24 protein-coding genes are annotated in these 21,269 nt (G+C 67.8%); 14 read left to right on the forward strand and 10 right to left on the reverse strand.

Features of this window, described 5'->3' with window-relative positions:
* Positions 1–3 precede the first annotated feature (3 nt).
* The 5 genes from ABDC78_RS01035 to ABDC78_RS01055 are packed head-to-tail and all read left to right on the forward strand — an operon-like array spanning position 4 to position 4,598.
* Complete coding sequence (locus tag ABDC78_RS01035) at positions 4–1,569, forward strand: MCE family protein (RefSeq protein ID WP_178359799.1); 1,566 nt, start codon at positions 4–6, stop codon at positions 1,567–1,569.
* Entirely contained in the window at positions 1,539–2,186 is a 648-nt protein-coding gene (locus ABDC78_RS01040) for a hypothetical protein (protein ID WP_178359798.1), read from the forward strand. The genes ABDC78_RS01035 and ABDC78_RS01040 overlap by 31 nt, the downstream gene beginning before the upstream one ends.
* Positions 2,183–3,154, forward strand: coding sequence for an RDD family protein (locus tag ABDC78_RS01045; RefSeq protein ID WP_178359797.1), 972 nt, complete (start codon positions 2,183–2,185; stop codon positions 3,152–3,154). The genes ABDC78_RS01040 and ABDC78_RS01045 overlap by 4 nt, the downstream gene beginning before the upstream one ends.
* Positions 3,151–3,711, forward strand: coding sequence for a mammalian cell entry protein (locus ABDC78_RS01050; RefSeq protein ID WP_178359796.1), 561 nt, complete (start codon positions 3,151–3,153; stop codon positions 3,709–3,711). The genes ABDC78_RS01045 and ABDC78_RS01050 overlap by 4 nt, the downstream gene beginning before the upstream one ends.
* On the forward strand, positions 3,678–4,598 hold the full coding sequence (locus ABDC78_RS01055) for a mammalian cell entry protein (RefSeq protein ID WP_178359795.1): 921 nt from the start codon (positions 3,678–3,680) through the stop codon (positions 4,596–4,598). Before ABDC78_RS01050 ends, ABDC78_RS01055 begins: the two co-directional genes overlap by 34 nt.
* Here ABDC78_RS01055 and ABDC78_RS01060 read toward each other — a convergent pair.
* From ABDC78_RS01060 to ABDC78_RS01070, 3 genes are read right to left on the reverse strand one after another with little or no spacing between them, the layout of a single operon-like run.
* Complete coding sequence (locus tag ABDC78_RS01060; RefSeq protein ID WP_178359794.1) at positions 4,567–6,183, reverse strand: bifunctional 3-(3-hydroxy-phenyl)propionate/3-hydroxycinnamic acid hydroxylase; 1,617 nt, start codon at positions 6,181–6,183, stop codon at positions 4,567–4,569. The two genes, ABDC78_RS01055 and ABDC78_RS01060, sit on opposite strands and share 32 nt — an antisense overlap.
* A 38-nt stretch (positions 6,184–6,221) precedes the next feature.
* Complete coding sequence (locus ABDC78_RS01065; RefSeq protein ID WP_178359793.1) at positions 6,222–7,160, reverse strand: fumarylacetoacetate hydrolase family protein; 939 nt, start codon at positions 7,158–7,160, stop codon at positions 6,222–6,224.
* The gene (locus tag ABDC78_RS01070) at positions 7,157–8,278 is read right to left on the reverse strand and encodes a VOC family protein (RefSeq protein WP_178359792.1); all 1,122 of its coding nucleotides are present in this window, start codon (positions 8,276–8,278) and stop codon (positions 7,157–7,159) included. The genes ABDC78_RS01065 and ABDC78_RS01070 overlap by 4 nt, the downstream gene beginning before the upstream one ends.
* 136 nt (positions 8,279–8,414) lie before the next feature.
* Here ABDC78_RS01070 and ABDC78_RS01075 point away from each other — a divergent pair, with 136 nt between their 5' ends.
* Positions 8,415–9,077, forward strand: a complete 663-nt coding sequence (locus ABDC78_RS01075; protein WP_178359791.1) for a TetR/AcrR family transcriptional regulator — start codon at positions 8,415–8,417, stop codon at positions 9,075–9,077.
* 19 nt (positions 9,078–9,096) lie between these two features.
* Here the strand turns inward: ABDC78_RS01075 and ABDC78_RS01080 are convergent, their stop codons facing one another.
* Together ABDC78_RS01080 and ABDC78_RS01085 are read right to left on the reverse strand one after the other, a co-directional pair.
* Positions 9,097–9,300: a ferredoxin gene (locus ABDC78_RS01080; protein ID WP_178359790.1), complete on the reverse strand. Its 204-nt coding sequence runs from the start codon at positions 9,298–9,300 to the stop codon at positions 9,097–9,099.
* A gap of 13 nt (positions 9,301–9,313) precedes the next feature.
* On the reverse strand, positions 9,314–10,501 hold the full coding sequence (locus ABDC78_RS01085; protein WP_178359789.1) for a cytochrome P450: 1,188 nt from the start codon (positions 10,499–10,501) through the stop codon (positions 9,314–9,316).
* A gap of 221 nt (positions 10,502–10,722) precedes the next feature.
* On the opposite strand from ABDC78_RS01085, the gene ABDC78_RS01090 reads away from it, so the two are divergent.
* Complete coding sequence (locus tag ABDC78_RS01090; RefSeq protein ID WP_178359814.1) at positions 10,723–11,496, forward strand: fructosamine kinase family protein; 774 nt, start codon at positions 10,723–10,725, stop codon at positions 11,494–11,496.
* Here the strand turns inward: ABDC78_RS01090 and ABDC78_RS01095 are convergent.
* Positions 11,489–12,517, reverse strand: coding sequence for a phosphodiester glycosidase family protein (locus ABDC78_RS01095; protein WP_178359813.1), 1,029 nt, complete (start codon positions 12,515–12,517; stop codon positions 11,489–11,491). The genes ABDC78_RS01090 and ABDC78_RS01095 overlap by 8 nt on opposite strands.
* Before the next feature lie 269 nt (positions 12,518–12,786).
* Here ABDC78_RS01095 and ABDC78_RS01100 point away from each other — a divergent pair, with 269 nt between their 5' ends.
* Entirely contained in the window at positions 12,787–13,230 is a 444-nt protein-coding gene (locus tag ABDC78_RS01100) for an SRPBCC family protein (RefSeq protein ID WP_178359788.1), read from the forward strand.
* On the opposite strand, the gene ABDC78_RS01105 is transcribed toward ABDC78_RS01100, so the two are convergent.
* Together ABDC78_RS01105 and ABDC78_RS01110 are read right to left on the reverse strand one after the other, a co-directional pair.
* Positions 13,227–14,555 carry a PQQ-dependent sugar dehydrogenase gene (locus ABDC78_RS01105; RefSeq protein ID WP_178359787.1) on the reverse strand — a complete coding sequence of 443 codons (1,329 nt, stop codon included), beginning with the start codon at positions 14,553–14,555 and terminating at the stop codon, positions 13,227–13,229. The two genes, ABDC78_RS01100 and ABDC78_RS01105, sit on opposite strands and share 4 nt — an antisense overlap.
* On the reverse strand, positions 14,533–15,300 hold the full coding sequence (locus tag ABDC78_RS01110) for a pirin-like bicupin family protein (protein ID WP_178359786.1): 768 nt from the start codon (positions 15,298–15,300) through the stop codon (positions 14,533–14,535). Before ABDC78_RS01110 ends, ABDC78_RS01105 begins: the two co-directional genes overlap by 23 nt.
* 95 nt (positions 15,301–15,395) lie before the next feature.
* On the opposite strand from ABDC78_RS01110, the gene ABDC78_RS01115 reads away from it, so the two are divergent.
* A complete protein-coding gene (locus tag ABDC78_RS01115; protein ID WP_178359785.1) occupies positions 15,396–15,866 on the forward strand; it encodes a MarR family winged helix-turn-helix transcriptional regulator in 471 nt (156 codons plus the stop codon).
* 7 nt (positions 15,867–15,873) lie between these two features.
* Here ABDC78_RS01115 and ABDC78_RS01120 read toward each other — a convergent pair whose 3' ends face one another.
* Positions 15,874–16,896: a sigma-70 family RNA polymerase sigma factor gene (locus tag ABDC78_RS01120; RefSeq protein ID WP_178359812.1), complete on the reverse strand. Its 1,023-nt coding sequence runs from the start codon at positions 16,894–16,896 to the stop codon at positions 15,874–15,876.
* Positions 16,897–16,948: 52 nt separating this feature from the next.
* On the opposite strand from ABDC78_RS01120, the gene ABDC78_RS01125 reads away from it, so the two are divergent.
* Genes ABDC78_RS01125 through ABDC78_RS01145 form a run of 5 tightly spaced genes read left to right on the forward strand, consistent with a single transcriptional unit; the run spans position 16,949 to position 20,986 of the window.
* Entirely contained in the window at positions 16,949–17,788 is an 840-nt protein-coding gene (locus ABDC78_RS01125; protein WP_178359784.1) for an alpha/beta hydrolase, read from the forward strand.
* The gene (locus ABDC78_RS01130) at positions 17,785–18,777 is read left to right on the forward strand and encodes a hypothetical protein (protein WP_178359783.1); all 993 of its coding nucleotides are present in this window, start codon (positions 17,785–17,787) and stop codon (positions 18,775–18,777) included. The genes ABDC78_RS01125 and ABDC78_RS01130 overlap by 4 nt, the downstream gene beginning before the upstream one ends.
* A gap of 28 nt (positions 18,778–18,805) precedes the next feature.
* Positions 18,806–19,738, forward strand: a complete 933-nt coding sequence (locus ABDC78_RS01135; RefSeq protein WP_178359782.1) for an NADP-dependent oxidoreductase — start codon at positions 18,806–18,808, stop codon at positions 19,736–19,738.
* Between the two features lie 10 nt (positions 19,739–19,748).
* Positions 19,749–20,501: a DUF2786 domain-containing protein gene (locus ABDC78_RS01140; RefSeq protein WP_178359781.1), complete on the forward strand. Its 753-nt coding sequence runs from the start codon at positions 19,749–19,751 to the stop codon at positions 20,499–20,501.
* Positions 20,498–20,986 carry a TIGR04338 family metallohydrolase gene (locus tag ABDC78_RS01145; protein ID WP_178359780.1) on the forward strand — a complete coding sequence of 163 codons (489 nt, stop codon included), beginning with the start codon at positions 20,498–20,500 and terminating at the stop codon, positions 20,984–20,986. Before ABDC78_RS01140 ends, ABDC78_RS01145 begins: the two co-directional genes overlap by 4 nt.
* Positions 20,987–21,017: 31 nt before the next feature.
* Here the strand turns inward: ABDC78_RS01145 and ABDC78_RS01150 are convergent, their stop codons facing one another.
* Positions 21,018–21,248, reverse strand: a complete 231-nt coding sequence (locus ABDC78_RS01150) for a hypothetical protein (RefSeq protein ID WP_178359779.1) — start codon at positions 21,246–21,248, stop codon at positions 21,018–21,020.
* Between the last annotated feature and the right edge of the window lie 21 nt (positions 21,249–21,269).

Below are 21,269 nucleotides of genomic sequence, written 5' to 3' on the forward strand. Positions count from 1 at the left end.
GCAGTGCTGACACGGTTCATCAAGATCCAACTCGTGCTGTTCACGATTCTGACGGTGATCGCGCTGTCCGTGCTCGGGCTGTACTACCTGCGACTTCCGAGCCTGGCGGGTGTCGGTCAGTACACGCTGTACGCCGAACTGCCGCGCTCGGGAGGCCTCTACGAGACCGGCAACGTCACCTACCGCGGAACGCAGATCGGCAAGGTGACGGCGGTCGAACCGACCGAGAACGGTGCCAGGGCCACCATGAGCATCGACAGCGAGTACAAGATCCCGATCGACGCGTCGGCGAACGTGCACTCGGTGTCGGCCATCGGTGAGCAGTACCTCGACCTCGTGCCGGCGGGCGAGAACCCGACGGAGTTCTTCAGCCCGGGGCAGACGATCACCAAGAGCACCGTGCCCGCCGAGGTCGGCCCGGCGCTCGACGCGGCGAACGAGGGTCTCGCGGTGCTGCCGAAGGAGAAGATCGACTCGTTGCTGACCGAGACGTCCCTGGCGGTCGGCGGCCTGGGCCCGGCGCTGCAACGGCTTGTCGAGTCCACGACGAACATCGCCGAGGGTTTCGAGGAGAACCTGCCCGCGGTCAATGACATCATCACCAACTCGGCACCGATCCTGCAGAGCCAGGTCGACTCGGGTCAGGCGATCGAGCAGTGGTCGCGCAACCTGAATGTCATTGCGTCGCAAGCGGCTGAGCAGGACGCTGCGCTGCGCAGCGGTCTGCAGCAGGCGGCGCCCACGCTGGACCAGGTGAACACGGTGTTCAGTGACGTGCAGGATTCACTGCCGCAGACCCTGGCGAACCTGTCGGTGGTCATCGACATGCTCAAGCGCTACAACAAGGGGCTCGAGCAGGCTCTGGTGGTGCTTCCCCAGGGAGCGGCGATCGCCCAGGCGGGCACCATCTTCGAGAACGAGGGGCTGCTGCACTTCGGTCTGTCCATCAACCAGCCGCCGCCGTGTCTGACGGGCTTCGTGCCCGCGTCCGAATGGCGGTCGCCGGCGGACACCAGCATGGCGCCGCTGCCGTCGGGCACGTACTGCAAGATCCCGAAGGACTTCCAGGGCAATGCCGTCCGCGGCGCCCGTAACTATCCGTGTGCGGATGTGCCGGGTAAGCGCGCAGCCAGCCCCCGGGAGTGCCTCAGCGACGAGCCGTACGTGCCGATGGGGACCAACCCCTGGTACGGCGACCCGAATCAGATCGTGTCCTGCCCGGCGCCCGGCGCCCGGTGCGATCAGGCCGTCGAGCCGGGCCGGGTCATCCCCGCGCCGTCGGTGAACAACGGAATGAATCCATTGCCCGCCGATCAGCTTCCGCCGCGAGAGACGCTGGCACCGGTCAGCGATCCGCTGAGCCCTCCCGGCTCAGGTACCGTCAGCTGCAGTGGACAACAACCCAACCCGTGCATCTACACTCCGGCACAGGGACCACCCGGCAGCACAGCGGCGTACAGCCCCAGTAGCGGCGAGGTGATCGGCCCTGACGGGGTCAGGTACAACGTCGGCAGTTCGAGCAACCCAGGAGACGACGGATGGAAGGAGATGCTGGCACCAGCCGGCTGAACCCCACGGACGAGTCGTCAGCGGCAACTCCAGAGGATCAGCCGGACGCGGCATCCCCACAAGAACCGACGGAAGACGTCGGTGAGAGTCTCGAGAACCCGGCCGATCTTCGGCGGCCATCGAGGCTGGGCACCGGCTGGGCTGTCGGGATCTGTGCGGCGCTCGTGTTGTTCGCTTCGGCAGCGATAGTCGGCGGGTACTTCGCGCTGCGCGCCAACGAGCGCGCCGAGGCGATCTCGCGGTCCGATGAGGCCGCGCTGCTCGCCGCCAAGGACTGTGTGACGGCCACCCAGGCCCCCGACACCGCCGCGATGACCGCCGCCCAGTCGAAGATCCTCGAGTGCTCGACCGGCGACTTCGGTGTCCAGGCAGGTCTGTTCAGCAGTGTGATCGCCGAGGCCTACCAGGCGGCGAACGCGAGTGTGGCGGTCGACGAACTGCGGGCCGCCGTCGAGCGCCACAACGACGACGGGTCCATCAACGTCCTGGTGGCGGTCCGCGTGAGAATCTCCAACGCCGAGGCCGCCGACCAGCAGGTCGGCTATCGACTGCGCGCGACGATGGCCTACGACGAAGGGCAGTACCGGATCGCCAAGCTGGATCAGGTCACGTCGTGACAGCCGTTCTCGACATCTCCGCGGACGTCACGGCCCCCACCCAAGATGTGCCGCTGGCACCGTGGACCGCCCGCGCAGGGGCCCTCGCGGTGGACATCCTGCCGGGTCTGGGGGTCATCGTCACGATGGCGCTGTTGGCGCTCGCCGCACCGAGCGACGGTTGGCTGCGCTGGGTGTTCACCTTCGTCGCGGCAGCGACGTTGTTCGCGATGGCCGCCAACCGACTGGTGCTGCCCAACGCCGTCGGCTGGACGCTGGGACGGGCGCTGTTCGGGATCGCCGTCGTCCACCGCCCCGACGAGCGTGTGGGAACACTGCGGTTGACGGCGCGGGAACTGGCACACCTGCTGGACACCCTGTCTCTGTTCGTCGGCTGGTTGTGGCCGCTGTGGGACCGTCGCCGCCGGACGTTCGCCGACCTGCTGGCCAAGACCGAGGTGCATCGGGTCGAACGGCCCGCACGCGACATGCGCCGCCTGGTGGCGTTGGTCCTGATCGCGGCGGCAGTGCTGTGCGCAGCGGGGGTGGGCCTGGGCTACCTGGTGGTCTACCGGCAGGAGCGGGCAGTCGATGAGGCCGAGGCGCAGATCGCCGAACAGGGACCTCGGATCGTCGAGCAGATGTTGAGCTACGGCGTGGACACCCTGCCCGAGGACTTCGCCCGCGCGCAGACACTGACCACCGACGGCTACCGTCCGCAGTTGATCGCCCAGCAGGAAGCTGTCCAGGGCGCCGGGGCGACCACCAACGAGTACTGGGCGGTCAGCAGCACGGTCCTGACGAACCCGCCGGTGACGCCGGATCAGGCGTCGATGCTGCTCGCGATGCAGGGACAGCGCGGTATCAACCCCGAGGACCTCAAGTTCATCACCGCGACGGTTCGGGCCGACTTCGCCAAGTCCCCGGACGGACAGTGGCGCGTTGCCAATCTGACCGTGCTGAAGAAGCCTCAGATGGCGGGCCAGTGAGCCCGCGGCGCAGGGTCGAGGGCGCCGACTCCCTGACCCCGGACTACTTCGACGTCACTCCGAAACCGCCTCGGCGGTGGGGTCTCACGCTGGTGTCCGCACTGGCCGCCCTCGTGGTGATCGCCGCGATCACGGCCAGCACGCTGATGCTGATCCGACACGAGTCCGACCGCCGCGCCGAACTCCGGGATGCGGCGGCGCTGGGTTACGCGCGCGAGTTCATGACCATGTACATGAGCTTGGATCCGTTCAACGCCAACGATTACGCCGACCGCATCCTCGCGCAGGGCACCGGCGAGTTCGAGACGATGTTCAAGGAGCGGCAGAACGAGATCCTGATCCAGGTGGCCCGCTCCGAACCCTCCACCGGCACGGTTCTGGAAGCCGGCGTGCAGCGATGGAACTCGGACGGCAGTGCCGACGTCCTCCTCGCGACCAAGGTGACCACGACGACACCGGACGGAAAGTCGACGATCGAGAGCGGAAGCCGCTGGGTCGCAACGACTATCAAGGAAGGACAGCAGTGGAAGATCAGCAACCTGATTCAGGTGATCTGAACACCGACAACGCCACTGTGGCCACCGACGGCACCACCGAGGATTCGGGATCGAAGCCTCGCCGGGGTCTGTTCCGTCGGCGGACCAACGTCGACGCGAAGCCCCCGGTCGACCCGGAGACACCGGTAGCCGCGGCACCCGTCGAGGAAGCCGAGAAGCAACCCGAGGTGCCGAAGACGCCCGTCGGCAAAGCCGCCAGAACTCCCAAAGACGACGCAGTCCAGCCTGTTTCGCAGGAGACCGCTGAGCCTGCGTTGGAAACCGGGACTGACGTCGACACGGCCGAGGACGCCGATCTCGAAGACGCCGATCTCGAAGACGCAGAGCCCGCCGAAGAGGTCACGCTGGTCCCGCATCGTCCTGCAGGCAAGCGGCTGAAGGTGGCGGCGGTGGCCGCCTCGGTGCTGTTCGTCGGAGCGGGCGCGTTCGCCGGCGCGATGGTGCAGCCATACCTCGCCGAGAGTGCGCTCGTCGAGACGAAACTCAACATCGCCCAGACCGCCGCGGATGCGATCACCACGCTGTGGACCTACACCCCCGACGACATGAACACCCTCGCCGACCGCGCATCGCGCTACCTCGGTGGCGAGTTCGCCGAGGAGTACCGGCAGTACATCGATGCGATCGTCGAGCCCAACAAGCAGGCCCAGGTCACCAACACCACCGACGTGATGGGCGCCGCGGTGGAATCGGTCTCGCCGCCGGGGACTCCGGACGAGGCGACCGCGATCGTCTACACCAACTCGGTGGCCACCAGTCCGGTGACGAAGAACATCCCGTCGTTGCGGTACCTGTCCTACCGGCTGACGATGCAACGCGACGGGTCGGACTGGCTCATCACCCGGATGTCGACGGTCACGTCGTTCGACCTGACTCCTCAGTTGTAGCCGCCCGCTCCTCTTCGCCGGAATTGCATTCCAGCAGAGAACTTCTCGAACTTTTGCTGCCGGAATGCAATTCCGGCAGCACCGCGAGCAGGTCGTCAACCCGTCGCGACGATCGCATGACCGTTCGGTCGGGTCTGACGATCACCGCGGTGGTGTGGCCACCTCGCAGCCACCGCGCCAGCTCGGATCCAGGTGCGGCACAAAGTGCCGTCGCCCCACGGTCCTTGATCAGGGCGTGCTGTGTGGATTTGAGCGGCACCGTCGTGATGACGGCGAAACCCAGACCCAGCGCATCGTCGAGTCGGCGCCCGTCGGCCAGTACGGGGTTGGGGCACAGACTGCCGGTCAGCGATCGTGGGCCGCGTCGGCGGTGCACAAGAGCTGACCGGCGCAGTGCGGGCGTGGTCGAATCCACCACCCGGTGGCGCACCCCCGGGAGCAGGCCGAGGCGCGGCACGACGATGCGTCGCAACAGATTTCCCACGTCACCGCCCGCGGTCATGAATCGCCCGACCGCGAGGGCGAACCGGATCATCGACCGGGCGTGGGGCTTTCGCTCCTGCTCGTAGCTGTCGAGCGCAGTCGGCGGCAGGTCGCCGCCCAGGACGCCGGCAAGCTTCCAGGCGAGGTTCATCGCATCGCGGAGCCCGGCACCCATGCCCTGGCCGATGAACGGCGGTGTCAGATGCGCGGCGTCACCGAGCAGGAATACGTTTCCCCGCCGCCACCGGTCGGCGAGCTGAGCACGGAACGTGTACTCGGTGACCCGGATCAACTCGAGTTCGGCCTCGTGGACGTTCCCGATCCAGGGAGCGATCAGCGGTATCAGAGCGGCCAGGTCGGAGAACTGGTCGGCACTCTCGCCGTCGAGGAGTTGAAACTCCCAGCGGTAGCGGGTCTTTCCGATACGCATGTAGGTGCCCGCACGGTGCGGATCGCAGACCTGGTGCACACCCTCCCATTGGTGGAGATCGGCCTCGGTGGCGACATCAACGACAAGCCAGCGCTGCTGGAAGTGCATGTCGCGCATCGAGGTGCCGATCCGCGAGCGGATCAGACTGTTGGCGCCGTCGCATCCCAGCACATAGTCGGCGTCGACCACCATCGTGGTGCCGTCGCTCCGGTTGCGGTAGCTGACCCGGATCCCGCCGCCGTCGACCGGCGTGATGTCGGTGACCTCGGTGTTGCCGCGGAGTTCGATGCCCGGGTACCGCGCGAGGTTGTCTCGCAGAAGTTGTTCGAGCTCGGGTTGATCGAACATGTTGGCACGGGGAAAGCCGTGCACACCGGGCGCCGGGTCGCGGCGGAACTCGGCCAGCACGTGGTGGTCGCGGTCGCGCAGTTGGAGCCCGCAGGCGGGGCGCGAGATCGCGGCGAACTGGTCGGCGAGGCCCAGCCGGGCGATGAGGCGGTAGATCTCGTCATCCAGGTGCACGGCGCGGGGCTGCGGGTAGACGCCCTGCCAGCGGTCGAGGACGAGGCTGTTGATGCCGTACTGGGCCAGCAGTGTGGCCGCGGTGGCACCGGTCGGGCCGGCGCCGACGATGAGCACCGGTGTGTGACGAACAGCGTTGGGCCGCTTCATCTTCTTCCAGGGGTCGTTGGATCACCACGGATCTGTGGTCAGGCGTAGGTGACCTTCATACGCTGCGTGCCGAGATCGATCGCGCCGTCGTCGGTGGCCACCGACGCCTCGATGACGTCGCCGTGCTGAAGGTATTTGGTGTTGCCGGCCTGACGTTTGAAGAACGCCTTCCACTTCACCGCAGGCGGAAGCAGCGCGCCGATCATCTCGATCGGCTTGGGCGGAGCGCTCAGCGCCGTACCGGCCGGGGTCCCGGTGAGCACCAGATCTCCGGCGGCAAGATCCTGGAAACGGGCCAGCGACTGGAGCGCCTGCAGCGGCCGGTACAGCATGTCGCCCTCGACCAGTGCGTTCTGGCGTTCCTCACCACTGACACTCAACCGCAGTCGCAGATCGCCGAAGCGGGCAAGCTCATCGGCACCGAGCAGCACGAGTTCGGGACCGACCGGGGTGAAGGTGGGGTAGGACTTCGCTTCGTAGAACTGCGTCTGCGGGAGTTGGATGTCGCGGGCCGAGATGTCGTTGGTGATGACCAGCCCTGCGATGTAGTCGGTGAGCTGGGAGTCCGAAATGCTGGTGCCGACCGGGATATCGCGCCCGATGACGAGCCCGATCTCGACCTCGTAGTCGAGGAATCGGACGTGGCCGGGTTTGACGATCTGATCGAACGGACCACTGATCGACGCCGACGATTTCCGGAAGAATGTCAGCGGCACGGTCTTCGGATCCATACCGGAATCCTTGACGTGCGATTCGAAGTTGGTCATCTGCGCCACCACCCGGCACGGCCGGGTGACCGGCGAGACGAGCTCCAGCCCGTCGACGGCCACGGTGTCGGCGCTGCCGCCGGCGGCGGTGATCGCGGCGCGGTCGGCGAGGAGTTCCGCGGTGGCGGTGGCCGAGGTGGCGATCCTGGCCGCCCGGTCGGCGGTCTTGACCCACCAGGCGTCAGTGGTGCGGAGTATGGAAATGCTCATGAGCGGGCAACTTTCAGTAGGCCGATGAGGCGGTGGACGTCGAATTCGTTGCGGCGTGGCAGCGCGGTCAACATGGACAGGGCCTCATGTCGTGCCGCACGCGGGCTGGTCCCGAGGAAGTCGCCGGTGACCGGTGGTCCCCACTGCGACAGACCGCTGGCGGTGAAGGGGGCCCAACCGGGCTCGAGGGTGTTGTCGAACATGTCGCCGTCGGCGAAGTGCTCGACGAGGAAACCATCGGGGTCGCGCCAGTAGTCGAACAGTTGGCTGCCCTGGATGTGGCGGCCGATTCCCCAGGACCGGAAGTATCCGCGCTCACGGAGGTATTCGCCGCCGGCGGCGAGCGCATCGAGGTCGCTGACCTGGTACGCCGAGTGCACGTACCGGTTGGCCGGGCCGAGCGCCATGGCCAGCGTGTGGTGATCGGCGGGCTCAGCACCCCGATCGCAGCGGATGAAGCTCATCGTGGGGCCACGCTCGCGTTGGCCGGGGAAGAACAGGAAGTCGCTGACGATCATGCCGAGGGTGTCCAGGTACCAGTTCAGCGCGCTGAGGTACCGAGTGGACTGCAGCACCACGTGGCCGAGGCGTTGCACCCGGGCCGGGACCCGGCGCGGCCGCTGGGTGGTGTTGACGCGCCGCAGCTCGTGGCCGGCGTTGTAGATCAGGGGTGTCTGTGTGGGGAGCGCCGGATGGCGGTGGATGTCGGCCACGACCTGGACCGGGAAGCCGCTGGGGTCGACGAGGCGGACCGCCGATCCGCCGATCGACTCAGGCAGCGGGTGCACTGATGCACCGGTCTTGTCGGCGAGCCGTCGAAGATCTGCATCGTCGGCGGCGCGGAACGCGATCCCGGTGAAGCGGGACTTCTCGCCGCGACGCAGGATGACGGCGGCGGACCCCGAATCCGTGCCGCCGAGATGCAGTTCGTCGGGGTGGCGTAACAGCACGTGGAAGCCGAAGGCCCGGGCGAACGCCTCGGCGCGCACCAGATCGGGTTTGTCGAACTCGAGCCAGGCGATGTCGCGCACCTTGATGGTCGGATTCCGGGAGCGTCCCGGGTGTTCACCGCGCAGCGCTCCCTGCTCGCTGTGGAGTTCGTTGTGGCTGCCGATCACGCTGGGACTTCACCTCCTGGATAAGACTGATGAAATCGTCACATACGACGTTAGTCTCAGTCAAGAGTGAATGACGATATCCTCAAACTTGACTACGCTGCTGACTTCAGCGTGCTTCGACACCGGTGAGGGACCCATGAGCGAGCAGGCCCAGACAAGCGTCAACCGGGTGCAACGACGGAAACAACGCACTCGCGCCGCGCTGATCGGGGCGGCGCAGGCGTTCATCGCCGAAGGCCGGCTCAACGTCGCGGTCCTCGACATCACCCAGGCCGCCGACGTCGGGATGGGGTCGTTCTACAACTACTTCGACAGCAAGGAAGAACTGTTCAGCGCGGCCGTCGCCGACGCGCTTGATGCGCACGGCGCTCTGCTCGACGTCCTGACCGCCGACATCGAGGACCCTGCCGAGACGTTCGCCTGCCGGTTCCGTCTCACCGGTCGACTCTTCCGCCGACGACCGCAGGAAAGCCAGATCCTGCTGGCCAACGGAGTCCAACTGCTGGCGTCCGACCGCGGGTTGGCGCCGCGCGCGTTGCGCGACATCGAAGCGGCAGCCAGGGCGGGCCGGTTCACCGTCGAGGATTCGCACTTGGCGCTGGCCATCGCCGGTGGAGCCATCATGGGTCTGGGGGCGCTGCTGCGTCAGGAACCCGAGCGCGACGACGCCGAGGCATCGGACTCGGTGACCGCGAGTGTGCTTCGGCTGTTCGGGATGAGCGCCGCGGATGCCGCCGAGGTCTGCACGCGGCCACTGCCCGACCTCGAGACGATCGCCCCTCCCGACCCCTTGGCGTGACTCAAGGCGGCCCCTCGGATCATGGGCTACCGGTTATACGAAGCGCTGCAACGGGACAGACGTCCACAGCTTCCCGGGCCGGGCCGATCAACGTCTCGGGCACATCGGTGCCGGCAAACTCGTTGACCAGGTCGCCGTCGTCGTCGAAGGAGAATACGGCCGGTGCCGACTGGGTGCACAGGCCGTGCCCTTCGCATCGGTCCTGATCGACGGTGACACGCATCCGGGGGCCCTTTCTAGGCGGGTGTGAGCTCGAGGGGGAGCCGCTCGTAGCGGTGAATGATGTTGTTGACGGCCCAGGTTGGTTCTCCCGCGAGAGCGATGGTCCCGACGCGGGCAACCATTTCGCGCAGGATCGCCTGGGTTTCCAGTCGCGCCAGACCCTGACCCGCACACCCGTGGGTGCCGTATCCGAAGCCCAGATGGCGGTTGACATCGCGGGTGATGTCGAAGACGTCGGGTTCGTCCCACTCACGTTCGTCGCGGTTGGCGGAGGCGTAGATGACCAGTACCCGCGACCTTGACGGAATGGAGAATCCGGCGATCTCGCTGTCGGAGAGGACCTTCCGACTGAAGGCACGCAGAGGGGACTCCAGACGAACCACTTCGTTGACCGCATTGGGGATCAGCTCAGGATTGTCCCTGAGGGCGCGCCACTGCGCGGGATGGGTGGCAAACAGGTGCAGCGCCGAGCTGATGGCGCTGATCGTGGTGTCCAGCGACGGAGCCAAGTAGTCGATCATCAGGGCCGGACACTCTGACAGCGCAACCTTTCCCTCGTCTGCGGCGCGAAGCACGTCGTCGCCCATGCTGCCCGGCGACACGCTGCGGTCGCGGACGACTCGTCGCGAGAACCGCAGCATGGCCAGGGTCGCCGGCATCGTGCGCAGTGCTTGCCGATTCAGTGGTCCCAGCGCATCGAATGTGGCTCCCGCCCATGGGATGAGGTTCTCGCGCCCCGCTTCAGGCCAGCCGACCAGGTCGGGTACCACGCGTAGGGGCAGCGCGGTCGCGAGATCGCGCACGCCATCGACGTCGGGCCGTTTCAGCGCAGCGTCGACGACCGCGGCGGCCTGGCGCTCGACCGCGTCGGACATGCTGCGCAACGCTTTCGGAGTGAGGCGGTGAGCGAGCAGCTTGCGGCGCCGATCATGGTCCTCACCGTCGCTGTTGAGTGTGGTGCCCCGCGAGAGTCTATTGGCCAGCGGGTTGAGGGCGACGCCATCACCGGAGATGAACCGTGCATGGTCCCGGAGTACCGCTTTGCACTCCGCATAGCGCGGCAGTGCATAGGCCCGGTGCCGAGGCAGCCATACCACTGGGCCGAGTTGGCGCAGACGGGTGTAGTGCGGGTACGGATCCCGGATTGCGCTGTGCGAGTAAATGTCCCGTCGGTATACGGGCGCGTGCGCGGCGTTTCGCATAACGGTCACCCTTTCGAACGGCGAAGTGTGGGTCGGCGGCGCCTACCGTGGCGAGATCACGGCATCCCTTCCCGGACGGGGCGGTTCCATCCGGCCTGCTGACGGCTAGTGAAGCACGCAAATGATGAAATCGTCAACCATGACACTTTCTGGCATGATTCGTGTACGAGGTGCCGCGGAGACAACCTGCGGCGCGTCTGGTGTTGCTCCGTAGGCTGGGTGTGATGAACTTCGTCAAGCGCAACCGGTCAGCACCGGAGGGGTTCTTCGCCGCGGAAGCCGCGGGACTGCAATGGCTTTCCGAGGCTCGCGACGGCGTGCCGTGCGCGCGCGTGATCGCCGTCGACGATCAGTCGCTGACCCTCGAGCGGCTGACCACGAGCCCCCCGAGCGCCGCGGCGGCCCACGAGTTCGGCGCTCGACTGGCGCGCACCCACGCCGCCGGTGCCGACGGTTTCGGCTCGGCGCCCTCGGGTTGGGGAGGGCCGGGCTTCTTCGGGCCGCTGCACCGGCCGCTGCCGATGTCCTACAGCCGCGGTGACTCCTGGGGTGCGTACTACGCCGCGCACCGGCTGGCCCCGATGGTCACCGCCGCAGCGCCGCTCCTCGACGGCGACACTCGCAGTGCTGTCGATGCCGTGATCAATCGTTGTGATGCAGGAGAATTCGACGATGCCGATGTCCCGTGTCGACTTCACGGGGACTTGTGGAGCGGCAATGTCATGTGGACCCCGAGGGGCGTCGTCCTGGTCGACCCCGCCGCCCACGGCGGACACCGCGAGACCGACCTCGCGATGCTCGCGCTGTTCGGCTGCCCGCATCTGGACGCGGTGATCGACGGGTATCAGGCGCAGCACCCGTTGCGCGCCGGCTGGCATGCGCGGGTCGGGCTGCACCAGTTGTTTCCGTTACTTGCCCACGTGGTGCTCTTCGGTGCGGGCTATGTGGGGCAGACGCGGGCGGCCGCCGTGGGAGCGCTTGCCGGGCTCAGTTGAAGCCGAGCCAGGCCGGCTGGGCGCGTTCGCGGGAGTCGCACAGCACGGCCATCGTGTCGCACGAACCGCGCGGCGCCCCCGCTCCGGCCCACATGCCGCCGGTGTCGCGGCGCAGCACGATCGCCGACGATCCGCCGCCGTCCAGAAGCACGGCGGTGTCACTGCCCAAGCCGCGGAACAGGTCCTGGATCTGGTCGGGTGTGTAGTTGCCGCCCTGGAAGACGAACATCTCGTCGCGGTCCCTGGCGTAGGCGATCGCGGTGCGTGCCGCGCTCGGCCCCGGGTCGTTGAGCTGGCCGGTGTCACCCGGCGCCAGCAGGCCGAGACCGGCGACCGCGACGAACCTGGTGCCCTTGTCGATCAGATCCTGGATGACCGGGGACGCGGCGTCGAAGTCGTCGGTGCTCTTCGGCGATACGACATACGGCGCCCCGGCCACCGGCATGATCATCGTCGTGAGCGCGGTCCAGGTCTCGTTCCCACCCGACAGCCCCTGCTTGCCCGCGTAGGCGAGTGTGCCGGTCACGGCGGTGTTGGTGCGTCCCAGTCCTCGGGTGTTGTCGACGTAGGCGCCCAGCGGTGAACTGCAGCCCGTCGACTTCCACGACCCGCCCTGCTGGCCGCGGACGTCGAAGAAGTTGGCGTTGATCGCGATCGTGGGTTGGCCCAGCGCCTGCCATGCCTGCAGCGGGGGGTAGATCTCCGAGGCCTGCCACAGCCCCTCGCCGGTTCGTGCGCGCGGATCACGCTCGCAGCGGGCCTGATAGCCGGTGTGCGAGTCGGCGAGCAGTCGCGGGGCCAATCGTTCGGAGGCCGCCTTGATGATCATCAGCCGGCCGCCGTTGTTCATCTCGTACCAGGAACCCCCGGCATTGAGCATCGGGGCGGGGAATCCGCTGCCGAAGTTGTAGACGAGGTAGGAGCCGCGGGTGTTCGCGATCGCGGACGCCAGGAGTTCGCGCGCTCCGTCCGCCGACGCGACGGGAGCGCTCACGGAGGTCGCGAGCACGGCGCAGGCCATGACCGCGGAAACCGCGCGGGCGCGTGGGGTGACGCGTCGGAGGTTTGCGACGGGAGTCGGCACCGGCGGCTCCTCACGGACGATGGGCGGCCGACGGAGATCGGCTAGTTAACAATAAGCCCAGTAGAACCACTGTCAACTTTCGTCACAGTGGTATCACGTTCTGATTTCGGGCGGGTCGCTGCGACGTTTGCTGACGAGCGGGTGAAAAGCTGATGACGTCAGTACCGTCGAGAGTGAGGATGTTGCGAGATGGGTATCCCGTGACGATGGCAACCGTTTCACGCAAGTTCAACGTCAGCCCGCCGCCACGCGTCGTGGTCGACTACCTGAAGGACTTCGCAAACGCCGAGAAGTGGGACCCCGGAACCCGCAGTTGTGAGCGGGTCGGTACCGGCCCGGTCGCTGAGGGCTCCTATTGGCACAACGTGTCGAAGCTCTTCGGGGTGACCGCAGAGCACACCTTCAAGCTCGAGGAGCTCTCGGACCACAAAGTGGTCTTCATCGGCGAGAACAAGTCGTCGACGGCGGTCGACACCATCACCGTCGAAGCCGACGGCGCCGGATCGGTGATCACCTACGAAGCCGAGCTGGAGATGTACGGCGCGGCCAAATTGCTCAACCCCGTGATGAAGCGGGCGTTCGAGAAGCGGGCCGGGGACACCGAGAAGCAGATGACCACCGTGCTGAACCGGCTGGCGGAATCCGCTTAGCCGGGCGGAGCGAGCCGGTAGATGGCGTCGGCGTCGTCGTCGGTGATGTAGACCGCGCCGTCGGGTCCGGCGACCGCGTCGACGGGCCGCCCCCACCGTGACCCGTCGTCGGCCTGGAAGCCGCCGACGAGTGTCTGCTGATCGCCCAGTCCGCCGTCGCGCCACGGGTAGAACGACACCTCCGGCGCCCGCGGAGGCTGCCTGTTCCAGGATCCGTGGATCCCGACCAGTGCCCCGGTCGAGTACGGCTCGGGCAGGTTGCCGTCGACGAAGCTCAGGCCGAGTGGCGCCGAGTGCGCCCCGAAACTCTGCTCCACCGGCGGCAACGACGCGCAGTCCATCAGGTCACCGTCGGGGTTGGTCTGCACGTCCCGGATGAACGGCATGTCGGCCGGACCGCCGTCGGAATTGCAGTAGGGCCAACCTAATTCGCGACCGGGAGTCAACTTCGCCAGTTGTTCGGGCGGATGGTCGTCGACGTAATCGGGGATGACCGCGCCGTAGTCAGGGCCGGGTTCGGGAAACGCGACGTTGTCGCGCCCGTTGTTCGCCGTCCAGACCGCGCCGTCGGGGGCCACGGCGAGTCCGGTGCCGTTGCGTACACCGGTCGCGAATGGTGTGGCCGGTCCGCCGCCCGGCGGTACCCGCATGATCGTCGCTCGCGGCGGATCGGCGGTGCGGTCTTCGGCCGAGATGTTTCCCGTCGACCCGATGGAGAAGTACACCGCGCCGTCCGGACCGACCGTCACACTCTTCAGGGCGTGCGAGTAGGCACCGCGCAATTCGGGGCTGCGTCCGTCCGGGAGGTCGCCCGCGACGATCCTCGGGTTGGTCGCCGCGCCGTCGGCGTAGTCGTAGGCGTCGATCTGATCACTCTGTGCCACATAGAGAGTCGAGCCCGCGAAGGCCAGGCCATGCGGTTGGTCGAGGTTGTCGAGGAGCACCGATTCCTCGGGCGCCCCGTCTTCCGCAGGTGCGAAGCGGAGCACTCGGCCCGCGCTCGGGATCGACACCAGCAGATCGCCGTCGGGTGTCCAGACCGCCAGTCGCGGTTTGGAGGTCCGTGCCCATACCGACAGCGTCCACCCCTGGGGAACCTCGGCCTGGCGCGCCTCGTCGAACGGCGCGTCGGCGAGGTCGGGTTCGACCCCGACCGTCACCGTCGAGGTCCCGGTCGCCGGAGTTACTGCCGGCGGCGCGGCCGACGGCGTCGTGGTCGGTGCCGGTGTCGTCGTGGGTGCTTCCGTGGTGGTGGTGCAGCCCGCGAGCAGCGCCATTCCCAGCAGGACTGCTCCGGTTCGCTTATGCCGCAGCGAGTGTCGCATGCATCTCCCAGACGAGGACTTCGGAGGGTTGGGTTGCGGTGACGCGCTGGCCGCCGGTTGCGGTGAACCGCACCGCGTCTCCCTCGTGCAGCGGGCCGGCGCCCTCGAGGACGACCTCGCCCCGCGGCACGAACAGGTGCAGATACGGAGCTTCGGGTAGTTCGATGCTCTGGCCCGGCTGCAGGCGCGCGCCGTGCAGCGCCGCGTAGCGATTGCTGATCGTGATGGCGGCAGCGTCACTGTGCTCGGGCATGCCCGAGGCGATCGGCACCAGACCGCCTTGCAGCAGTGCGTCGTCGATCTCGAGCTGCTGGTAGCCGGGTGTGATGCCCGATTCGTCGGGCACCACCCACATCTGGACAAAATGCACCGGCTCGCTGTGGGATTGCTGCCCGGTCAGGGTCCAGGAGTCGTTCTTCTCGGAGTGCAGGATGCCTTTGCCAGCGGACATGCGTTGCGCCAAACCCGGGTAGATGACGCCGGAGTGGCCGGTGGAGTCCTGATGTACCAGCGAGCCCTGCATCACCCAGGTCACGATCTCCATGTCCCGGTGCGGATGGGTGTCGAAACCCGTGCCCGGCTCAACGCGGTCGTCGTTGTTGACCAAAAGCAGTCCGTGGTGGGTGTTCTCGGGCTCATAATGGCTGCCGAACGAGAACGAATGCTTGGAGTCCAGCCAGGCGATCTCGGTCTTTGCGCGGTCGTCGGCGCGCCGGATGTCGACGATGGACTGAGCACTGGTCATCACGTTCACTCCTCGGGAGTCTGTGTCAGCCTAGGTGGCCGTCCTGCACCCGACAACATGTATGACACGTCATGTATTCCGGTAGGGTGATTGCCATGGAATGGCTCAGCGACGAGCAGCAGCGGATCTGGCGCAACTACCTGGCGATGACCGGCAGGCTGCAGACCGCGATGCACCGTCAGCTGCAACAGGACTGTGAGCTCTCGCTGTCCGACTACGACGTCCTGGTCGCGTTGTCGGAGCGGGGCCCGATGCGGGTCAACGAGCTCGGTGATCTGATCGGGTGGGAGCAGAGCCGGGTGTCGCACCAGCTGCGCCGGATGCGCGGACGTGGTCTGCTGAACCGCGAAGGACACGACGACGACCGCCGGGGCGCGACCGTGACCATCACCGACGCCGGTCGATCCGCACTCGAGACGGCCGCGCCCGGGCACGTGGAACTGGTGCGGACCGCGGTCTTCGACGGCCTGTCCGACGCGCAGCTGCGGGCTTTCGGCTCCGCGATCGACACGGTGCTGGCCAGGATCAAGACCGGGAAACCGGCGTCTCGACCGCAGACCGACTGAGCGGCCCTCACAGCGTCGCGGGTAGCCCGAACTTCGCGAAGAACCCCGTCTCCTTGAACGCCACCACATGGGCGATACCGGCGGCACGCACATCGAGCACGTGCAGCTGGAACGCCTCGTGCACGCCGGTCTGCGGGTTCAGCAAGTAGAGCGCGGCAGCCGGCTGACCGTTGGCGGTGGTGACCAGGAAGCGCATGTCGCCGGCCTTCTCGGCGGGGCAGTGGGTCTGCGACAGCGTGACGATGTTGCGGGGGCCCTGGTACCAGCCGTCGAACGGCGGCATCTCCCATACGGCGTCGGCGGTGAACAGCTCCACCAGCTCGTCCATGTTGTAGTTCTCGAACGCCGAGATGTACTTGCCCAGCAGGTCCGCGGCCTCCGCGGAATCCGGCGGTGCGGGCCGATCGTCGAGATGGGGCTGCACCTCGTCGAGTTGCGCGCGGGCCCGCTGCAACAGGCTGTTGACCGCTGCGGTCGAGACGCCCACGGCCTCGCCCACCTCGGCGGCCTTCCACTGCAACACCTCGCGCAGGACGAGCACGGCGCGCTGGCGCGGGGGCAGGTGCTGGAGTGCCGCGACGAACGCCAGCCGGACCGACTCGCGGGACTCGGCGATCACCGAGGGATCCGACGGGTCCTCCCGCGGGGTGTCGGGCAGGGGCTCCAACCAGGGGATCTCATCGTGCGCGGCGATGTCGGCGGTCGGATCGGAGGCCGGCGCGCCCAGGCCGGTCGGCAGCGGACGCCGCTTGCGCCCGTCCAGCGCCGTCAGGCAGGTATTCGTGGCGATTCGGTACAGCCACGTCCGTACCGACGATTTGCCCTGGAACCCCTGGTACGACTTCCAGGCGCGGAGATAGGTTTCCTGAACCAGGTCCTCGGCGTCGTGCAGGGAACCGGTCATCCGGTAGCAGTGCGCGAGCAACTCCCGCCGGTACCGCTGCGCGTCGGCGAGGAACGCGTCTTCGGCACTGCTGCCGTCGAGGGCCAACACAGTCACGTCCGGAAGTTTACGCAGTGGCCCTGACAACAACAGAGTCGTCGCAGCCGAGGTGTGCCACGCCGCCCGATAGTCTCCGTGGATGCCCGCGACCCACAGCGAACACAGTTTCGACGGCACCGGTGGTGTCCGGATCGTCTACGACGTGTGGACGCCGGACGTGCCACCCCGCGGGGTCGTGATCCTGGCCCACGGGTACGCCGAACACGCCCGTCGCTACGACCACGTCGCCACCCGGTTCGCAGATGCGGGGCTGATCACGTACGCGCTCGATCACCGCGGCCACGGCCGGTCCGGCGGCAAGCGGGTGTATCTGCGCGACATGTCCGAGTACACCGGCGACTTCCACACGCTCGTCGGCATCGCCGCCGCCGAGCACCCCGACCTCGCCCGCGTCGTGGTGGGGCACAGCATGGGCGGCGGAATCGTGTTCGCCTACGGTGTCGAGCACCCGGGTGACTACACCGCGATGGTGCTGTCCGGCCCCGCCGTCGACGCCGAGGCCTCGGTGTCGCCGGTGATGGTGCGGGTCGCCAAGCTGGTGGGCAGGCTGGCGCCGGGAACCCCGGTGGAGGACCTTCCCGCTGACGCGGTCTCGCGGGATCCGGCCGTGGTCGCGGCCTACGAGTCCGATCCGCTGGTCTACCACGGCAAGTTGCCTGCCGGAATCGCGCGGGCGCTGATCGGGGTCGGTGAGACGATGCCGCAGTGCGCGGGCATCATCACCGCACCGCTTCTGGTGGTGCACGGCGAGCAGGACCGGCTGATCCCGGTCGAGGGGAGCAGGAAACTGGTCGACTGTGTCGCAAGCTCTGACGTGCACCTCAAGGTGTACCCGGGGCTGTATCACGAGGTGTTCAACGAGCCCGAGAAGGCGCTGGTGCTCGACGACGTCACTTCCTGGATCGAGGCGAAGCTGTGAAAGTCATTTCTGCGCTGCTGCTTTCGCTCGCGGTGTTGATCGGGGGCTGTTCTTCGGACACCCCGGAGCAGCCCACCTGGGTGGACGAGGAGGTGACGTTCGAGGCTGACGGGCTGACCCTGCACGGCACCTACCGGCACCGCTCCGAGGGCGAGCCCGACCCCGCGGCGCTGCTGATCTCCGAGAGCGGGAACACCGACCGCAACGGCGACAACCAGGTCGCCGGACCGATCGGCAACATGCGTCAACTCGCGGAACTGCTGTCCGAGCGCGACGTGGCCAGCCTGCGCTACGACAAGGTCGGCACCGGCAGGACCGGGTTGGGTCCGTTCGCGCAGAATCCGCAGGACGTCGGAAGCGCTGTCTACACCGCCGGCGCCGCGTCCGCTCTGCGTTTCCTCGCCGAACGTCCGGCCAGTGATCCGGAGCGGCTCTCGGTCTACGCGCTGGGCGAGGGCGCCATCCACGCCATGGCACTGGCCGGCGACACTGACCCCGGTGCGCCGAAGGTGCACTCGCTGGCCCTGTTTCAGCCACTTCCGGGCCGTTACCTCGACATCATCACCAACCGGGTGACCGCTGACGGGTCTCCGGAGACGATTGCGGCGTGGCGGGCCGCGGTCGACCAGATCCGGAGCGAGGGGACGGTCCCGACCACGCTGCCCGACGGCCTGGTGTCGATCGTGAACCCGGGCAACGTCAAGGCCGTCGTCGAAGCCGACAGGATCGACCCGCTGGCGCTGGCGGCGGCGGTGCCTGCCGGCACTCCCGTGCTGCTCACCTGCTCGGATTCCGACAACCAAGCCCGCTGTGACGCCGTCCGACCGCTGGCCGACGCGTTGGCGCACACCGCCCTGACGGTCGTCGAACTCACCGGTGTCAGCCACGTGCTGCGTGACGACCCCACCGACAGCATCGCCAACTACGCCAAGCAGGATCCGCTGTCGCCGCAGGTGGTCGCCGCGCTGGACGCCTTCGTCGAGAAGTAGCCGGCGGCTGCGGGCTAGACTCGCCGAGATGACCAGAGCGGTGGTGGCGCAGAGCTACGGCGGGCCCGAAGTCCTTGCGATACAGGACATCGTCCTCCCCGCGCCGGGTGCAGGCCAGGTGCTGCTCGACGTGCGCGCCTCGGGTGCCAACCCGGTCGACTACAAGCTGTACAGCGGCGCGATGGGCAGCGACCCGGGCGCACTGCCCATGCCGGTGGGCATGGAGGTTTCCGGGGTGGTCGTGGCGACCGGCTCCGGTGCGCAGGGCTACACCGGTGCGCTCGCCGTCGGCGACGAGGTGATCGCCACCGATGTCCGCGGTGGTTACGCCGAGCAGGTCCTCGTCGACGGTGAAAACGTCGGGCACAAGCCGGCCGCACTGAGCTTCGAGCAGGCCGCCGGGCTGATCCTGGTCGGCGGCACGGCCTGGCACCTGTTGATGAAAACGGATGTGGGGACAGGCGATACCGTGCTGATCCACGGCGCGAGTGGCGGTGTGGGGCTGATGGCGGTGCAACTCGCCGTGGCGCGCGGCGCCGTTGTGATCGCCACCGCGAGTCCTTCCCGCCACGATCAGCTGCGCGGATACGGTGCACACCCGGTCGCCTACGGGCCCGGACTGCTCGACCGGGTACGGGCCATCGGACCCGTGGACGCGGCACTGGACCTGGCGGGGACCGATGAGGCCCTCGACACCTCGGTCGAGTTGGTGGCCGACCGCGGCCGGATCGCCACGATCGTCGGCTTCGGCAGGGCCGCTGAACTGGGGATCGCTGCGCTGACCGGCGCGGACGGGGGCCAGCAGATCCGTGACGCCGCCCGGCCGAAGCTGCTCGAGCTGGCCGCCGAGGGGAAGCTGGAAGTGACCGTGGACAAGGTGTTTTCGCTCGGGGAGGCGGCAGCGGCGCATCGGTATCTGCAGGCCGGCCACACCCGCGGAAAAGTCGTACTGGTCCCCTAACCTCGCGAACATGAGTACCGACGACAAGATGCTGGCCCGGATCGCCGCGCTGCTGCGCCAGGCCGAAGGCACCGACAACCAACACGAGGCCGACGCGTTCATGGCCGCTGCGCAGCGGCTGGCCACCGCGGCATCGATCGACCTCGCCGTGGCGCGCAGTCATGCCGGAACCCGCACCCAGGCGCAGACCCCGCTGCAGCGCACCATCACCATCGGTGATCCCGGGGCCAAGGGCCTGCGCACCTACGTGCAGCTCTTTGTGGTGATCGCCGCGGCCAACGACGTCAAATGTGACATCGCGTCGAACTCGACGTTCGTGTATGCCTACGGGTTCGCCGAGGACATCGACGCCAGCCACGCGCTGTACACCAGCCTCGTCATGCAGATGGTCCGCGCGTCGAAGGACTACATCGGCTCGGGCGCGCACCGGCCGACCCCGACGATCACGGCGCGGATCAACTTCCAGCTCGCGTTCGGGGCCAGGGTCGGGCAGCGGTTGTCCGAGGCGCGTCAGCAGGCGCAGCAGGAGGCCACTCAGGGCCCCACCAGCGTGCCGGGCACCGCGATCGCGTTGCGCAACAAGGACCTCGAGCTCAAGGACTACTACCGCCAGGCATCCCGGGCGCGGGGCACGTGGCGGGCGACGAGCGCAACGGCGGGCTACTCGTCGGCGGCACGGCGGGCCGGTGACCGGGCCGGCCGCCGGGCCCGGCTGGGCGGAACCTCCGAGTTCGCGGGTGCGCGCTCGGCGCTGGAGAAGTGAGCCGCGACGCCCAGCGCGCAAAGGTCTACGCCGCAGAGGAATTCGTCCGCACCCTGTTCGACCGGGCTGCCGAGCACGGTGATCCGGTGGTGGAGTTCTTCGGCACCCGGCTCACGCTGCCGCCCGAGGCGCGGTTCGCGTCCACGGAGTCCGTGCAGCGATATGTCGACGAGGTGCTGGCCCAGCCCGTGGTACGCGGGCGGTGGGACCCGGCGCCACTGCGGGTGCGGTCCCGCAGGGGCGCGACAGCGGCCCACTACGAGCGAACCGGAGACGACGCGACGATCGCGGTACCCGAGGGGCGCTCGGCTTGGGCATTGCGGGAATTGGTGGTGCTGCACGAACTCGCGCACCACCTGACGGATGCCGATCCGCCGCACGGACCGGAGTTCGTCGCCACGTTCTGCGAGCTCGCGGCCACGGTGATGGGACCCGAACTCGCCTATGTGCTGCGTGTTGTCTATGCGAAGGAGGGCGTGCGGTAGAGCTGCCGCACCACCCGGCGAGGGCGCGTGTTCAGGGTCGCGGGGCCACCGGTACGTCGGGTTCCGCCGCGGCCGGGGTGGGTGCGACGGCCGGTGCAGGCGCGGGAGCGCGCAAGAGGCGAATTCTCAGCGCGACCGTGACTCCCACGACGAGCGCGGTGGTGATCGCGGTGGGCCAGAACAGAGCCTGAACCAGCGCGATCCGGCGTTGCACGCGGATCGTCTGCCGCGCGGCGGCACGTCCTTTACTGGTCACGCTCATCTACTGGACCTTTCCGGTTAC

This window comes from Mycobacterium sp. DL (assembly GCF_039729195.1).
Lineage (GTDB): Bacteria > Actinomycetota > Actinomycetes > Mycobacteriales > Mycobacteriaceae > Mycobacterium > Mycobacterium hippocampi_A.

Excerpts from the sequence above, each read along its gene's own strand:
- ABDC78_RS01110 (WP_178359786.1), bottom strand. The coding sequence starts at position 15,300 with ATGACCAGTGCTCAGTCCATCGTCGACATCCGGCGCGCCGACGACCGC.
- ABDC78_RS01060 (WP_178359794.1), bottom strand. The coding sequence starts at position 6,183 with ATGAAGCGGCCCAACGCTGTTCGTCACACACCGGTGCTCATCGTCGGC.
- ABDC78_RS01095 (WP_178359813.1), bottom strand. The coding sequence starts at position 12,517 with ATGGCCTGCGCCGTGCTCGCGACCTCCGTGAGCGCTCCCGTCGCGTCG.
- ABDC78_RS01105 (WP_178359787.1), bottom strand. The coding sequence starts at position 14,555 with ATGCGACACTCGCTGCGGCATAAGCGAACCGGAGCAGTCCTGCTGGGA.
- ABDC78_RS01085 (WP_178359789.1), bottom strand. The coding sequence starts at position 10,501 with ATGCGAAACGCCGCGCACGCGCCCGTATACCGACGGGACATTTACTCG.
- ABDC78_RS01075 (WP_178359791.1), top strand. The coding sequence starts at position 8,415 with ATGAGCGAGCAGGCCCAGACAAGCGTCAACCGGGTGCAACGACGGAAA.
- ABDC78_RS01100 (WP_178359788.1), top strand. The coding sequence starts at position 12,787 with ATGGCAACCGTTTCACGCAAGTTCAACGTCAGCCCGCCGCCACGCGTC.
- ABDC78_RS01125 (WP_178359784.1), top strand. The coding sequence starts at position 16,949 with ATGCCCGCGACCCACAGCGAACACAGTTTCGACGGCACCGGTGGTGTC.
- ABDC78_RS01135 (WP_178359782.1), top strand. The coding sequence starts at position 18,806 with ATGACCAGAGCGGTGGTGGCGCAGAGCTACGGCGGGCCCGAAGTCCTT.
- ABDC78_RS01040 (WP_178359798.1), top strand. The coding sequence starts at position 1,539 with ATGGAAGGAGATGCTGGCACCAGCCGGCTGAACCCCACGGACGAGTCG.
- ABDC78_RS01065 (WP_178359793.1), bottom strand. The coding sequence starts at position 7,160 with ATGAGCATTTCCATACTCCGCACCACTGACGCCTGGTGGGTCAAGACC.
- ABDC78_RS01115 (WP_178359785.1), top strand. The coding sequence starts at position 15,396 with ATGGAATGGCTCAGCGACGAGCAGCAGCGGATCTGGCGCAACTACCTG.
- ABDC78_RS01080 (WP_178359790.1), bottom strand. The coding sequence starts at position 9,300 with ATGCGTGTCACCGTCGATCAGGACCGATGCGAAGGGCACGGCCTGTGC.
- ABDC78_RS01140 (WP_178359781.1), top strand. The coding sequence starts at position 19,749 with ATGAGTACCGACGACAAGATGCTGGCCCGGATCGCCGCGCTGCTGCGC.
- ABDC78_RS01150 (WP_178359779.1), bottom strand. The coding sequence starts at position 21,248 with ATGAGCGTGACCAGTAAAGGACGTGCCGCCGCGCGGCAGACGATCCGC.